At 45.9% G+C, this 13,839-nt stretch carries 14 protein-coding genes and 1 tRNA gene (1 of these 15 cut by a window edge); 3 read left to right on the top strand and 12 right to left on the bottom strand.

The window, feature by feature from the left end; genetic code table 11:
- The 4 genes from tsaB to rpmH form a co-directional block, all read right to left on the bottom strand.
- Nucleotides 1–98: the start of a tRNA (adenosine(37)-N6)-threonylcarbamoyltransferase complex dimerization subunit type 1 TsaB gene (gene tsaB, locus GSQ66_RS16570; protein ID WP_162428481.1), read on the bottom strand. Its footprint begins 595 nt before the window's first position; the window shows 98 of its 693 coding nt (coding positions 1–98); the start codon lies at nucleotides 96–98; the stop codon falls past the left edge of the window.
- 133 nt (nucleotides 99–231) lie between these two features.
- Nucleotides 232–1,887: a S41 family peptidase gene (locus GSQ66_RS16565; RefSeq protein ID WP_162428480.1), complete on the bottom strand. Its 1,656-nt coding sequence runs from the start codon at nucleotides 1,885–1,887 to the stop codon at nucleotides 232–234.
- Between the two features lie 60 nt (nucleotides 1,888–1,947).
- Entirely contained in the window at nucleotides 1,948–2,319 is a 372-nt protein-coding gene (locus GSQ66_RS16560) for a ribonuclease P protein component (protein ID WP_162428479.1), read from the bottom strand.
- 45 nt (nucleotides 2,320–2,364) lie between these two features.
- Complete coding sequence (gene rpmH / locus GSQ66_RS16555) at nucleotides 2,365–2,523, bottom strand: 50S ribosomal protein L34 (protein ID WP_162428478.1); 159 nt, start codon at nucleotides 2,521–2,523, stop codon at nucleotides 2,365–2,367.
- Nucleotides 2,524–2,719: 196 nt separating this feature from the next.
- Here rpmH and GSQ66_RS16550 point away from each other — a divergent pair, with 196 nt between their 5' ends.
- Nucleotides 2,720–4,435: a M61 family metallopeptidase gene (locus tag GSQ66_RS16550; protein ID WP_162428477.1), complete on the top strand. Its 1,716-nt coding sequence runs from the start codon at nucleotides 2,720–2,722 to the stop codon at nucleotides 4,433–4,435.
- A gap of 84 nt (nucleotides 4,436–4,519) precedes the next feature.
- On the opposite strand, the gene GSQ66_RS16545 is transcribed toward GSQ66_RS16550, so the two are convergent.
- The 6 genes from GSQ66_RS16545 to GSQ66_RS16520 form a co-directional block, all read right to left on the bottom strand.
- Nucleotides 4,520–4,720 carry a hypothetical protein gene (locus GSQ66_RS16545; RefSeq protein WP_162428476.1) on the bottom strand — a complete coding sequence of 67 codons (201 nt, stop codon included), beginning with the start codon at nucleotides 4,718–4,720 and terminating at the stop codon, nucleotides 4,520–4,522.
- 142 nt (nucleotides 4,721–4,862) lie between these two features.
- Complete coding sequence (locus GSQ66_RS16540; protein WP_162428475.1) at nucleotides 4,863–5,786, bottom strand: PfkB family carbohydrate kinase; 924 nt, start codon at nucleotides 5,784–5,786, stop codon at nucleotides 4,863–4,865.
- A gap of 134 nt (nucleotides 5,787–5,920) precedes the next feature.
- Nucleotides 5,921–5,994 (bottom strand) — tRNA-His (locus GSQ66_RS16535).
- Between the two features lie 411 nt (nucleotides 5,995–6,405).
- A complete protein-coding gene (locus GSQ66_RS16530; RefSeq protein WP_162428474.1) occupies nucleotides 6,406–6,774 on the bottom strand; it encodes a DUF6980 family protein in 369 nt (122 codons plus the stop codon).
- 15 nt (nucleotides 6,775–6,789) lie between these two features.
- A complete protein-coding gene (locus tag GSQ66_RS16525; protein ID WP_162428473.1) occupies nucleotides 6,790–8,124 on the bottom strand; it encodes a dihydroorotase in 1,335 nt (444 codons plus the stop codon).
- Between the two features lie 49 nt (nucleotides 8,125–8,173).
- Entirely contained in the window at nucleotides 8,174–8,881 is a 708-nt protein-coding gene (locus tag GSQ66_RS16520; protein ID WP_162428472.1) for a hypothetical protein, read from the bottom strand.
- A 147-nt stretch (nucleotides 8,882–9,028) separates the two neighbouring features.
- Between GSQ66_RS16520 and GSQ66_RS16515 the strand changes: the two genes are divergently transcribed.
- Nucleotides 9,029–10,384, top strand: a complete 1,356-nt coding sequence (locus GSQ66_RS16515; RefSeq protein WP_162428471.1) for a DEAD/DEAH box helicase — start codon at nucleotides 9,029–9,031, stop codon at nucleotides 10,382–10,384.
- Nucleotides 10,385–10,471: 87 nt separating this feature from the next.
- Here GSQ66_RS16515 and GSQ66_RS16510 read toward each other — a convergent pair whose 3' ends face one another.
- Together GSQ66_RS16510 and upp are read right to left on the bottom strand one after the other, a co-directional pair.
- Nucleotides 10,472–10,879: a hypothetical protein gene (locus GSQ66_RS16510; protein WP_238395731.1), complete on the bottom strand. Its 408-nt coding sequence runs from the start codon at nucleotides 10,877–10,879 to the stop codon at nucleotides 10,472–10,474.
- Nucleotides 10,880–11,118: 239 nt separating this feature from the next.
- Nucleotides 11,119–11,835: a uracil phosphoribosyltransferase gene (gene upp, locus GSQ66_RS16505; RefSeq protein ID WP_394351415.1), complete on the bottom strand. Its 717-nt coding sequence runs from the start codon at nucleotides 11,833–11,835 to the stop codon at nucleotides 11,119–11,121.
- A 171-nt stretch (nucleotides 11,836–12,006) separates the two neighbouring features.
- Between upp and GSQ66_RS16500 the strand changes: the two genes are divergently transcribed.
- Complete coding sequence (locus GSQ66_RS16500; protein WP_162428470.1) at nucleotides 12,007–13,680, top strand: hypothetical protein; 1,674 nt, start codon at nucleotides 12,007–12,009, stop codon at nucleotides 13,678–13,680.
- Nucleotides 13,681–13,839 lie beyond the last annotated feature (159 nt).

Genomic DNA, 13,839 nt, shown 5'->3' with positions numbered 1-13,839 from the left:
TCGATCTGAAGTTCTGAAGCACCCAGCAACTGTGCATCGCGGTGCAAAGCAACAGAGCAAACAGTAGATGACGTTTCGAGGGAAAGTAATAAAGGCATTCTGTTTATAGTTGTGTACTGCAAAAGTACGGCACACGAACGATGCATCCAACTATACTATAATAGTGTCGGTCTTAAAGCACAAAGGAGACACTTTGCAGCATCTCCTTTGTTTTATAGTTTACTTACAGCCTTACTTTGATTTCACTTTCAGGTAAGATGCATATTTCTGAGGATCGTTCAGCACATTCTTCGCCATTATAATATCCTGGTCATCGTCGAAAGATGCTTCGATGTAGCCTTTCTGCAGATAATAGCGTGAGGCGATCTCGGCCTCCAGCATTTCCTGTATCTCAGGGCGGAAACGTTGCAGGTCATTGGATTTGTTATGCGACACTTTTTTACGGATGGCATCAAGTTCGCTCTTTATATCATCGTAATGTTTGCCTTCTTTCGATTTGTCAGTCAGCTCAACAAGCTCTTGCTCTACTTTTGTAGTGTAGGACACGTCTTTATCAGCCAGGAAAGCAACAAACTTCTGGTAATCGGCATCCGATAACTGGAAATCTTTGGCCGGACCTATAGTTGGATGCTCTGCCTTATACTTGTTGGCAAACTCGAACAGGTAACCTTTGCCAACTATAGTTCGGGCAATCTCAGAATATTCGGTTTGTGGCACTTCCACATCCGGGCTGATTCCACCGCCATCGTAAACCACACGACCACCGGCAGTTTTGTAAGCTACGCGAAGCGAATCCGGAATAGAGGCCACACTGCCATCTTCGTTGCGGTGCGAATAATCTATTGCCTGAATGCAACGGCCACTTGGCGTATAATATTTAGCTGTTGTTACTTTTAACTGCGAGTTATAAGATAAAGGTCGGGTTGCCTGTACCAGCCCTTTACCGAATGTGCGCTCGCCTACCAGAACGGCCCTATCATAATCCTGCATTACGCCGGCTACAATCTCGGCGGCTGATGCACTGCGCGAACTGGTAAGCACAACCAACGGTACTGATTTATCAAGCGGCTCGTCTAATGCTTTGTAGGTTTTGTTCCACTCTTTTACTTTGCCCTTGGTGCTAACTATGTCTTTGCCTTTATCCACAAATATGTTCGAGATGTTTACGGCTTCGTGCAGCAGGCCACCCGGGTTATCGCGCAGGTCAAAAATTATCTTTTTTGCGCCCATCTCCTTCAGTTTCTGAACCGCCTGTTTTACTTCTCGCGAAGCATCCATAGTAAAGCCAGAAAGCTGGAAGTAGCCGATCTCGTTATCAAGCATACCAATATAAGGCACATTCTCTACTGTTATATTAGCGCGAAGCAGCTCAACGGTACGAGGCTTTGTCTGTCCGTAGCTTTTGATCTCCAGCTTTATAGGGGTGTTGGCTTGTCCTTTGAGCAGTTTGCTTACTTCAGCAGATGGCTTACCCGTCACATTAACTCCATCAATTTTCAGGATCTGATCACCTATAGTTAGTCCGGCTTTTTGTGCAGGCGAACCTTCGTAAGGCATCTGGATAACAACTTTACCATCGTGCACACCAATTCCTGCCCCAATTCCACCATACTGACCGGTGGTCATCGTACGGAAATCTTCGATATCATCTTCCGGGATATAATTGGTGTAGGGGTCCAGCGACTTGAGCATGGCATCTATACCGGTACGCATCATTTGCGCAGGCGGCACTTCATCCACGTAATAGGTATTTACTTCTTTAAAAAGGGTGGCAAATACATCAAGATTTTTGGCGATCTCGAAGTAACGGTCAGAGTCAGACTTAAAAGATACCAGGCCCAGGCCTAAACCAGCCACTACAATGCCGGCGATATATTTTTTATACATAATTTTCGGGTTAGAGAACAAGAAAAGCCTACGTATTGAGACAACGTTCTAAACCGGAAATTAGTTTTTTCTGAATAGATTGAAAGGATTTTTTTCTTTACCGATATATAATATCCCTAGCAAAGCGGGTGCTTTAGCCGGGTCGGCAAGCAGGAGTTGTTTGTTAAGGCGGTAAGCCTCACGCATTTGCCGCTTAAGGCGGTTGCGATCTACGGCGCGTTTAAAATGGCGCTTAGATACAGAAATAACTACCTGCGTGGGTGCAGGCGTTGTGCCAGGCTCAGTATAAAAAACAAAGCGAAGCGGATACAAATTAAAAGAAGAACCCTTGGAGAACAGTAGCGTGATTAAGCGCTTACTGCACAAGCGTTCTTCTTTCGAAAATGTATACGTTAAAGGCTGTGGCGCTTCGTGATCTTTCTCGGAATCCATTCGTTAGAGCGGCTCCGTGCTCTACAAAGCACTAACCTGACTTAATTAAGCCTTATGTTTTCTTTCGTCAGAAACAGTTAGTCTCTTTCTGCCTTTGGCTCTTCTGCTAGCCAATACTCTTCTACCGTTAGCGGTCTCCATTCTTGAGCGGAAGCCGTGCTTATTTCTTCTTTTTCTCTGAGAAGGCTGGAATGTTCTTTTCATCGTATGCCAATGGTTTTATTATGGCCTGCAAAATTAGTAAACCTTTGTAAATAACCAAAGCAGGCGCTGGATATTTTGCACAAATATAACAGCTTTTTCCCGGACCGGCAGTAAAAATATCAATTATAGCGCTGCACAAGTATAAAACGGCACGACTTAAACATGTAAATTTATCGCATCAACTATAGTTTAAACTATGATTTTATACCATCTGTCCTACACTGAGGCGCTTTCGCATTACCTGCATATCAACATAACTATAACCGGTAACACACAGCAACAACTATACTTGCAGCTACCAGCCTGGCGACCGGGCCGCTACGAACTACAGAACTTTGCCCAGAAACTACGACAGGTGACTGCCACAGCCAATGAAGAAACTATAGCTGTAAACAAAATAACCAAAGACCGCTGGCTGATTGAAACGGGCGGAGCTGAAACGATAACTATAAACTATAGTTTTTATGCGCGGCAGATGGATGCAGGCGGTTCGTGGCTGGATGAGCAGATGCTTTATCTGAACCCGATAAATTGCCTGATGGCTGTGGAAGGACGCGAACACGAACCCTGCGAAGTAACTATAGCCGTACCCGAAAACTGGCAAATTGCCTGCGGATTACCGGAAACGAGCAAGCATACACTGAGAGCAGCGAACTATGATGAGTTGGTGGACAGCCCGTTTATAGCCAGCAATTTGTTGCAGCACGCAAGCTATAGTTTGGCCAACACCACTTTCCACATCTGGATACAGGGCGACTGCAAACCTGACTGGCAGAAAATCATACATGACTTTGAAGCCTTTACCAAAGCACAGCTCGACGTGTTTGGCGATTTCCCGGTGCCGGAATACCATTACCTGAACCTCATTTTACCTTACCGTACTTACCACGGCGTAGAGCACAGCCATTCCACGGTAATTACACTTGGCCCAGGAGAATTGCTGATGTCGCCGGCTTTGTATAAAGAGTTTCTGGGCGTGAGCTCGCATGAACTTTTCCATACCTGGAACATCAAAAAGATACGGCCTAAGGAAATGCTGCCTTACAACTTAGCGCAGGAGAATTACTTTAAAACAGGCTATGTTGCGGAAGGCATCACAACGTACTATGGCGATTACATGCTGGCCCGCTCAGGCGTTTTTACCGCGCAGCAATACTTTGATGAGTTAAACACGACCCTGCAACGCTACTTTGCAGACTATAGCCGTAACCACATGTCGGTTTCTGATTCGTCGTTTGACCTGTGGCTGGATGGCTATAAGCCCGGCATACCGGACCGGAAAGTATCTATCTATATAAAAGGAGCTTTAACCGCTTTACTGCTTGATCTGCAATTGCGGAAGGTAACTAATAACAAGGCAAACTTAGATGCGGTGATGCGGGAACTATGGGTACGCTTCGGTAAACAAACTATAGGCTATACAGAGCAGGACTATGCAGGCCTGGTAGATGAAATTGCCGGGCAGTCTTTCAGGTCTTACTTCGACAACTATATAAATGGTACCTCAACTATAGAACCCGCATTAGACGAAGCCCTGAACTTTGTTGGCTGCACCCTGAAGCAGCAGGAGAATGCTTTGCTTTATGAGTGCCGGTTCGGGTTTAAAGTATCAACAGACCAAACTATAAAAGTGACGGCCATAGCACCGGCATCTCCGGCTTTTAATAGTTTAAGTGTAGATGATGAACTTGTAGCTTTGAACGGCAGAAAACTGGAGCAGAACCTGCAGCATTTATTACAGCAACTTTCTCCTACCGAAACTATAACACTTACGCTCTTCAGGGAAAAGCAACTACGGCAGGTCATGCTCACTCCCACTTCGCACATTTTTTACCCGAAGTATACTATAGAGAAACGCGCTGACGCGACAACTATAGAAAAGGCAAACTTTAAACTATGGCTGAACCAGTAATTTGAGGCATAAAAAAACGCGGGCAAAAGGTGTAAAACCTTCTGCCCGCGCATACTATTCATAGTCTTATTCTGTTCGGAAGCCCTACTTTTTATCGTAAGGCGTGTTATTGCCACCTTTTGCCAGGTTCCTGTTAGGGTTCTGTACCTTGGTGTCAGATTTATTAAGCGCATTGCGTGGTGGGTTGTCATCGACATTACCCATAAGCTTCTTCGGATCCTGTTGGTTAGGATTATTTTTTTTCAGTTCGTCCTGAGTATTCTTATTCTTATTTTGAATGCTCATAGCTTGGATTCTTATATAGTTCGTACTTTAGTTTTACCCCGCCAAGCGCCGTTTAGTTACAAAACAGTTGATATAGTTTGTTATGCGGCAACAAAAAAGGGAAGCTTCCGCCTCCCTTTCTCTATAGTTTATAGTTGCAATTTTACTGCAGCACAGTATCAACAGCAACCAGGTTAACAAACTGCTGCACACGGTTTTCGATCTCTTCTTTGCTCAGGTTCTTCAGGCGCTCCGTACCGAATTTCTCAACGCAGAACGATGCCATGGCCGAACCATAAATAATAGCGCGCTTCATGTTCTCGAAGCTGATATCGTCGGTGCTGGCAATGTAACCGATAAAGCCACCAGCAAACGTATCGCCGGCTCCGGTCGGGTCAAAAACTTCTTCTAAAGGCAATGCCGGCGCGAAGAAAACTTTGTCTTCGTTGAACAACAAGGCACCATGCTCCCCTTTTTTGATGATCAGGAACTTAGGCCCCATCGCCATGATCTTTTTGGCAGCTTTTACCAGCGAATATTCACCGCTTAGTTGGCGCGCTTCTTCGTCATTGATAGACAGTACGTCTACCAGTTTCAGGGTTTCCATCAGCTCTGGCAAGGCAATATCCATCCAGAAATTCATGGTGTCCATCACGATCAGCTTTGGCTTTTGGGTCAGGCGCTCGATCACGGTTTTCTGTACCTGTGGTGCCAGGTTACCCAGCATCAGGTAATCGCAGCCCTGGTAAGAAGCCGGAATGATCGGGTCGAAATCACCCAGCACGTTCAGTTCTGTAACCAGCGTCTCGCGGCTGTTCATGTCGTTAAAATAGCGGCCAGACCAGAAGAAAGATTTCTCATTCTCTTTTACCTGTACGCCTTCGGTGCTGATGTTGCGTTCGTGCATCAGTTTAATGTGGTCCTGATCGAAATCGCCACCAACCACTGATACCACATTTACCGGCTTCACGAAGTATGAAGAAGACAAGGAAATGTACGTAGCGGCGCCACCTACAATCTTATCTGTTTTACCGAAAGGTGTCTCCAGCGCATCAAACGCCATCGAACCGACTACTACTAAGCTCATATTTTTTGCTAATTATGAATTACGAATTAAGAATTATGAATGGGTTTATACTTAAAATCAGTAATTTACCCATCCGGCAAGTTAGCAATTTACCTAAACAAAAAAGCCCCTGAAGGTTAGCTTCAAGGGCTTTGGGTGACCGATGGGATTCGAACCCACGACTTCCAGAATCACAATCTGGTGCTCTAACCAACTGAACTACGATCACCGTGTCTCGTTTGAGAGTGCAAATATACGGAGCAAATCACATAATGCAATACCGGGAATGCATTTTTGGCTAAAATTTTTCTAAAACAAGCTCCTCTAACTATAAGCTGCTAGTTATAAATAAGTTGCCGAGATGCGCCTTTTCGCTGGCCCGAGTTTGTAGCTCGTGTACTTAAGGTCAATGCCATCCGCTCTTTCGGACATCCTTGTCCGAAAGCCCTCTGCCGGGGATTTCCTAATCCCCGTATTGCAAGTAACGCGGACTAGGAAGTCCGCAGCAGATTTGGTTCCGGACATGGATGTCCGGAACAGCAACGGTTTTTCTTTATGGTGTCGAGTTTGTAACTCAACTGGCCAGAGGCCCAACTATAGCAAGTCACGAGCGAGGACGCTCGCGCTATATATCTATAGTTTACTTACTCAGCTTTGTACCACACCACGGGCAATAGTTGATCACGACCATCGTAGCGCCGCCGTTGTGCACCGGTATGCCGTAAAAGCCTTCATCCCATTTATTGATCACAACTCCCGGGTCGTCGTACTTTATCTCTCCATCCTCGTCCAGACTTTCGAATACTTTATCGGCCATCATTATACAGCAGTAGCTTTCGTAGTCAAAGTCCGCAAACTTTAGCTTTTCGGCGGTGGCCCAGTTGTAGCAGGCTTCGTCTTCATGTATGGCATCGGCATAGGCCTCATACTCCTCCGATTGCAGCACTTCCTCCGGCAGCTCTTTACCAAAAAATCGGGCGTGCAGCGCTTTAAACTTTTCTAACTCCATCCTGAACTATAGTTACTACCGGTCAAATAACAGGCGCTCCCCTTTCTTGCTCTCATCAAACGTGCCGTTACTATAAGCCAGGTGTCCCGAAACTATAGTTGAAACTATAGTTGAGCTGAACGTATGGCCCTCGAAAGGCGACCAGCCACATTTATAGTAGGTGTTCTCTTTAGTAACGGTGTAAGGTTTGTTCAGGTCCACCAGCACCAGGTCAGCCCAGTAGCCTTTGCGTATATAACCGCGCTCACGCACGTTAAAAAGAATTGCCGGCGCATGTGCCATCTTCTCTACTACTTTTCCCAGCGTCAGTTTGCCCTGCTTTACAAACTCCAGCATCATCTGCAGTGAGTGTTGAATTAACGGCACACCGGATGGCGCTTGTTTGTACTTGCCCTGCTTCTCTTCCCAAAGGTGCGGGGCGTGGTCGGTGGCAATTACATCCAGCTTATCTTCCAGCAATCCTTTTAATAAAGCTTCTTTGTGGCGATGCTCTTTAACGGCCGGGTTACATTTAATCTGTGTACCAAACGTATCGTAATCTTCTTTATCAAACCACAGGTGGTGCACACAAACTTCGGCGGTAATGCGTTTTTGTTCCAGCGGTATGTCGTTCCGGAAAAGCTTCAGTTCTTCTTCGGTAGAGATGTGCAGGATGTGCAGACGCGTGTTGTGCTTTTCGGCCAGCTTTACAGCCAGGAAAGATGATTTAAAGCAAGCTGCCTCGTTACGGATCTCGGGGTGACATTTTACCGGAATATCTTCGCCATATTTTTCCTCATACAGAGCCATATTGTCGCGGATGGTCTGCTCGTCTTCGCAGTGCACGGCAATCGGCAGTTTGGCTTTGGCAAATATCTGCTCCAGTGTTTCGGCATTATCTACAAGCATGTTCCCCGTGGAAGATCCCATAAATATCTTGATGCCACACACTGTGTTTGGATTGGTAAGCAGCACTTCAGACAGATTATCGTTGGTGGCGCCCATGTAAAAAGAGTAATTCGCCAGCGATGTTTCAGCAGCAATTTTATACTTGTCTTCCAGAAATTCCTGGGTTACAGCATTCGGAACAGTGTTTGGCATCTCCATAAAAGAAGTGGTGCCGCCCGCTACAGCTGCCCGTGCTTCCGAACCTATAGTTGCTTTGTGCGTCAGCCCCGGCTCCCGGAAATGTACCTGGTCATCTATTACACCTGGCAACAAGTGCAAGCCAGTGGCATCTATCGTTTGGTCAGCTTCTGTAGTTATAGTTTGCCCGACCTGCGCAATGCGGCCGTCTTTTACCAGCACATCGGCAATGGTTATAGTTCCTTCGTTTACAAGCTGGGCGTTTTTTATGAGAATTGATTTCATGATGCTAAGATACGGGAAGTGGGCGAAAGGGTAAAAGATTTAACTACGCTTACTGCTTCTGCTTCCAGTTTAAGTTATAGCCTACACCAAATCTCATGTTAGCGTGCGTTGACACAAAATCGTAATTCTTGTTCCATACTTTAACGGGGTCAGTTGCAGATTGCGCAAGATTGTTTTGGTATCTGGCCTCGAACCGTAATCGCCAGATGTTGGCCCCAACTCCCAAGGAGTAATCCCAAACAACTGGCTTTATAGCGGTTCTCAAGGCAGGCAATACATCCGATACGCCCTGGCCGGCATCGCGGTGGTAGTAATAAGGATCGCTTTTACGGTGCAGCCTTATGCTTGGCGCCACTCCTACCAAAGCAAAGAACTTACCATCAGTTAAAGGTATGTTAAACTCAAGTACCAAAGGCACTTCCAGCGATGCATGCGCTACGCCGCCAGCTTTTACAAGCGGACAAAACTGGCAGTCTGTTCTGGTGTTATAAACAACATAACTGGTATTGTCCGGGTAGTAATTAATACCTGATGAAAGCTTGAATGCGCTGTTAATACTATAGGAGATATATCCGCCAAAGTAGCCCCTGTAACCACCTCCCCTCTGCAACTCCACCTGAACCGAATCCAGTAGTACTTTTCCAGCATCTCCTTGGTTTATTAAGCCGAAACTCGGCCCAAAAGAGATTTTTTGTGCAGTAGCCAGATGCTGAAAGCCGATAATAGAGATCAGGCAAAGTATAAATTTTGTTTTCATAAGGAGCAGGTAAAGTATAGCAGCATCAATATACAATTTTTAAAGTATAACCCTCGCTAAGCTTATGGGCCCGGTAAAGGCGCAGCGAAAAGTGTTAACCATTTTTCCCGTACCTTTGTAAATCAAAACAAAGTATAAATTAGTACCATGGCAGAAGAAGCAGAGAAAGAAGTAACCACGTTCGAGGATTTTAAACTGAACAGGCAGTTGCTGAATGCCATTGAAGAAGCTGGCTACGAGAAACCAACTCCTATACAATTAAAGGCTATACCAGTAATAATGGGTGGCCACGATGTGATGGGTATTGCCCAGACCGGAACCGGCAAAACTGCTGCGTTCCTGTTGCCTATTCTGATGAAAGTGAAATATGCGCAGGGCATGAACCCGCGTGCGATTATACTAGCTCCTACCCGCGAGCTGGCCATGCAGATAGAAGAGCATATCACCCTGTTGGGCAAATACACTGACATCAGGCATACGGTTATTTATGGTGGACTTGGCCCGAAAACACAGATCGAAACTATAAATAAAGGACTCGACATACTGGTTGCTACACCCAAGCGCCTGATGGAACTATACCTGAAAGGTGAGCTGATACTGAAAGAAGTAAAAACATTGGTGCTGGACGAAGCCGATAAGATGATGGACATGGGTTTTATGCCGCAGATCCGCCAGCTGTTGGAAGTTATACCGCGCAAACGCCAGAACCTGTTGTTTTCTGCAACCATGCACCCAAAAGTAGTAGAGTTATCAGAAGAGTTTCTGGAGTTCCCGACCCGCATCGAAGTAACGCCACAAGCTACCCCTGTAGAGACCGTAAGCCAGGTATTGTACCAGGTGCCGAACCTGCGTACCAAGATCGCGATGCTAGAGCACATCATCCAGGACAGAGAAACGTTTAACCGCGTCATCATTTTTACCCGGAGCAAGAAAAATGCAGAGGATGTAGCCAAATTCCTGGAGCGACGCGAGTACGGCGAAGTGAGGGCCATACACGGCAACAAAGGGCAGAACACGCGAATAAACTCGATGGAAGCTTTTAAAGGCGGCGATGTTCGATTTTTAGTAGCAACCGATGTAGCATCGAGAGGGATAGATGTAACGATGGTGAGCCACGTGATCAATTTTGATGTGCCGTTTGTGTACGAAGATTACGTGCACCGCATTGGCCGTACTGGGCGGGCAGAGAACATCGGAGCTGCCATTACCTTTGCCAACCCGGCCGAGATGTACCATATCCGCAAGATCGAGAACCTGATCCGGATGCAGATACCTGAAAAGCCGATGCCTGCGGAAGTGAAGATCCACGAAATAACCTTTGATGAGCAACAGGCCATTGCCCGCGACATAGATCATCAGAAACGCAGTGAGAACCCCGACTTTAAAGGCGCTTTCCATGAGAAGAAGGGCAAACACAAGTCAAACTTCGAGAAAGGCAAAAGAAAAGGTGACCCGAAAAACTCAGGCTGGCAGAAAACCAAGAAAAAAGGCAACAGAAAATAGTAACTGCTGAAACTATAAAAAGCCAAAACACCAAGGGCTCCGGAGATGCACTCCTGAGCCCTTATTTAAAGTTATAAACTATAGCTTCTAGAAAAATCGGGAAGCAAAGTCCCCAAATTCAAACACCATCAGGTTTAGCAAAGCGCTCCAGACTATAGAACTCCAGAGCATATGGATAAAGATCTGTTTGCGGGGGGCACCAAATAAGGCTGCTACTACAGTGCCAACTATAGGTGTTAAAAGTATAGGCGTTAAAAACGCGACACCAACCACACCAAACTTATTCCAGATGGCAACAATACGCCGGTTCTTTTTACTGAACATCGGCTTGTTTTGGGCACGCTGCCTTTTAGACCACCATTTAGAAAAAGCCCTGCCTATAACCGAGAAAATGATCACCGTGGTCATCATGCCCGCAATCGTTAGCAACACAGTTTCGAAGTAAGTAAGGCCAACAGCTACACCCGTTAAGGGGCCGGCAAAAAACTTTACCATGCTTATCAAATACACCGACAAATATTTCAGGATCTCTACCAACACGCTGCTTTCTTCTTAAATTGTATTCTTACTTATTGCTATTTACCCTATACACTGTATACGAAAAACACAAGATGAAATGTAGCATTTTTCAAACAATTTCAACTATGTAATTTCAAAAATAACAGCCTGCACACAAAGGTAAGCTACTGACTAACAGGCTGCTATAAACTATAGTTCAGGCTGTTTTAATATAGTTAAATCTTTGGCCCGAAAGCCAGATCGCCGGCATCGCCCAGGCCAGGCACTATATAAGCCTTTTCGTTCAGATGATCATCCAGCGCGCCGAGCCATATAAATGCTTCCGGTATTTCCTGCTGCAGGTACTTCACTCCTTCCGGCGAGGCAATAACAGCTGCTACATGTACCTGCACCGGTTTGCCATGGCGTAGCATCCCTTTGTAAGCCTTCACCAACGATTTACCAGTTGCCAGCATCGGGTCGGCCAGAATCAGTATCTTATCGTGCAAATCTGTAGATGCCAGGTACTCCATGTTAATCTGCAGCTCGGTATTCTCTTCTTCAACGCGGTAAGCGCCTACAAACGTACTATAGGCTTTATCAAAATAATTGAGCATGCCATTATATAGTGGCAAACCAGCCCGGAGTATAGTTGCCAGCACCGGCTGGGCGGTAAGCAACTTGGTTTGGGTTTGCGCCAGTGGCGTGGTTATTCCGGCAGTGGTATATGGCAGTGTTTTCGATATCTCGTAGGCCAGCAGCTCCCCTAGTCGTTCCAGGTTACGCCTGAAACGCAGGCTGTCGTGCTGTATAGTTACGTCGCGCAGCTCGGCTACAAAATGGTTTGCCAGCGAAGGTGTATCAGTAAGGATGTGCAGTTTTCCGTTTTGCATGGTTACCGGTGTTTTACTGGTTAAAGATACAGAAGTACCAGCGCCGCACAATCTCTCCATCAATAAATTTATAGTTTGCACTTTAAGCTCCTGGGCGCTATGCGGCTAACTATAAATTACAAACTATAGCAATCCTGTATATTTTCTATAACAACAGAACAAAATCATACAAAAGCAGTAAATTCGGCTTTCAGGATATTGCTTTCTTATACTCACTCCGATAAAATAAACATGAAACACATAGCATGTTTGCTGTTGCTGTTAGGCCTTGCCGGCGGCACAACCTTACAGGCCCAGGATACCTACGTACCTTACGACCCGGATATTTACCGTTTAATAGACCGTTACCAGATCCTGTATGGCAACGAGGCACCTGAGCTCCATACAGCGGTTCGCCCGATTGGCCGCCAGGATGTGGCTATATTAGCAGAAATAAGTGCCCGCAACGCACAAACCAGAACAGACCAGTTTAACACCCAGTACCTGCTGAACGACAACTGGAACTATACCAACCAGGAAGACAATGAAAGCAACCGTCCTGTTCTGAAGCATTTTTACAGAAACAAGACAGACCTTTACCATTTCGAGAACGAAGACTTTACACTGCGGGTAAACCCTGTGCTGCACGTTGAGTTCGGAAATGATAACCAGTCTGACGGCATTCGCTACATTAACACCAGGGGTATTCAGATTGAAGGCACTATCGACAAAAGGCTGGGATTCTATACTTTTATAGGTGAAAACCAGGCGCGTTTTCCGGAGTATGTAGTTGACCGCATTGAGCGCGACAATGTAGTACCGCACGAAGGCTGGTGGAAGCCTTTCAAAACAGATGGTTACGACTTTCTGACTGCACGCGGTTACCTGAACTATAGCCTGACCAAACATGTAGAAATTCAACTTGGCCACGACCGCCATTTTATAGGTGATGGCTACCGCTCGTTGTTTTACTCAGACTATGCACCACCGGCTTTCTTCCTGAAACTGAATACCCGCGTCTGGAAACTGCATTACATGAACCTGTTCCAGGAGCTAACGCCTCAGTTTAAAAGAACACAGGTAGATGAGCTGTTCGATAAAAAATACATGGCTTTGCACCGGTTAGGCATCAACATAACACCCAGCTTTAACCTCGGCATTTTTGAGTCTGTTATTTTTGCCAGAGACCACGGCAAGTTCGAACTGCAATACCTGAACCCGATCATCCTTTACCGCACGGTAGAGCAAATGATTGGTAGTGAGGACAACGCAACAGTTGGTGTTGATTTTAAGTGGAACATCCTGAACAGAGCACAGCTTTACGGGCAGTTATACCTGGATGAGCTTAGAATAAAAGAAGTAAGATCGGGTAATGGCTGGTGGGGCAACAGGCAAGCCGGCCAGATAGGTGCAAAGTATATCAACGCTTTCGGGCTGCCAAACATGGACCTGCAGGGGGAAGTAAATATTATCCGGCCATACACATACCAGCATTTGGATAACTATAGAAACTATCAGCATTATAATCAGCCACTGGCACACCCGACCGGGGCAAACCTATACGAGTTTATAGGCATTGCCCGCTACCAGCCTATACCGCGACTAAATGTTACGGCCAAAGCCATCTTCACAAAATTCGGGCAGGATGAAGTAACCGCAACAGATACTATAAACTGGGGGAACAACATCAACTACCCGTATTCTAAACGTGCTTTAGGCTACGGCAATAAAATATCACAGGGCAACACTACCAACCAGCTGCATTTAGACCTTACTGCCAGTTTCCAGCTGCGGCACAACGTTTTTGTTGATCTGAAACAGATACTCCGCAGAACAGATGCAGAAGTAAATACGATGGACCTGAATACCTCTTTCACATCTGTTGCTTTCCGGTGGAACATTCCGCAACGTTTGCACGAGTTTTAGGCTCCCCTTACCCCTCCTAAAAACAGGAAGGGAATAATGATAAAGAAAACGGCTATACTTGTTTGCGCAGGTACAGCCGTTTTTTGTTTCCGGATGGCACCATGAGTTAAAACTGATTGTTATGCGTTATCTTTGCACAAAAATTGGCAAGCCAGTTTA

The sequence above is a fragment of the Pontibacter pudoricolor genome (assembly GCF_010092985.1).
GTDB lineage: Bacteria > Bacteroidota > Bacteroidia > Cytophagales > Hymenobacteraceae > Pontibacter > Pontibacter pudoricolor.
The sequence above is the reverse complement of the archived record's forward strand: the minus strand, read 5'-3'. Positions and strand labels throughout refer to the sequence as shown.

Excerpts from the sequence above, each read along its gene's own strand:
- GSQ66_RS16565 (WP_162428480.1), bottom strand. The coding sequence starts at position 1,887 with ATGTATAAAAAATATATCGCCGGCATTGTAGTGGCTGGTTTAGGCCTG.
- GSQ66_RS16560 (WP_162428479.1), bottom strand. The coding sequence starts at position 2,319 with ATGGATTCCGAGAAAGATCACGAAGCGCCACAGCCTTTAACGTATACA.
- rpmH (WP_162428478.1), bottom strand. The coding sequence starts at position 2,523 with ATGAAAAGAACATTCCAGCCTTCTCAGAGAAAAAGAAGAAATAAGCAC.
- GSQ66_RS16550 (WP_162428477.1), top strand. The coding sequence starts at position 2,720 with ATGATTTTATACCATCTGTCCTACACTGAGGCGCTTTCGCATTACCTG.
- GSQ66_RS16545 (WP_162428476.1), bottom strand. The coding sequence starts at position 4,720 with ATGAGCATTCAAAATAAGAATAAGAATACTCAGGACGAACTGAAAAAA.
- GSQ66_RS16540 (WP_162428475.1), bottom strand. The coding sequence starts at position 5,786 with ATGAGCTTAGTAGTAGTCGGTTCGATGGCGTTTGATGCGCTGGAGACA.
- GSQ66_RS16530 (WP_162428474.1), bottom strand. The coding sequence starts at position 6,774 with ATGGAGTTAGAAAAGTTTAAAGCGCTGCACGCCCGATTTTTTGGTAAA.
- GSQ66_RS16525 (WP_162428473.1), bottom strand. The coding sequence starts at position 8,124 with ATGAAATCAATTCTCATAAAAAACGCCCAGCTTGTAAACGAAGGAACT.
- GSQ66_RS16520 (WP_162428472.1), bottom strand. The coding sequence starts at position 8,881 with ATGAAAACAAAATTTATACTTTGCCTGATCTCTATTATCGGCTTTCAG.
- GSQ66_RS16515 (WP_162428471.1), top strand. The coding sequence starts at position 9,029 with ATGGCAGAAGAAGCAGAGAAAGAAGTAACCACGTTCGAGGATTTTAAA.
- GSQ66_RS16510 (WP_238395731.1), bottom strand. The coding sequence starts at position 10,879 with ATGGTAAAGTTTTTTGCCGGCCCCTTAACGGGTGTAGCTGTTGGCCTT.
- upp (WP_394351415.1), bottom strand. The coding sequence starts at position 11,835 with ATGGAGAGATTGTGCGGCGCTGGTACTTCTGTATCTTTAACCAGTAAA.
- GSQ66_RS16500 (WP_162428470.1), top strand. The coding sequence starts at position 12,007 with ATGAAACACATAGCATGTTTGCTGTTGCTGTTAGGCCTTGCCGGCGGC.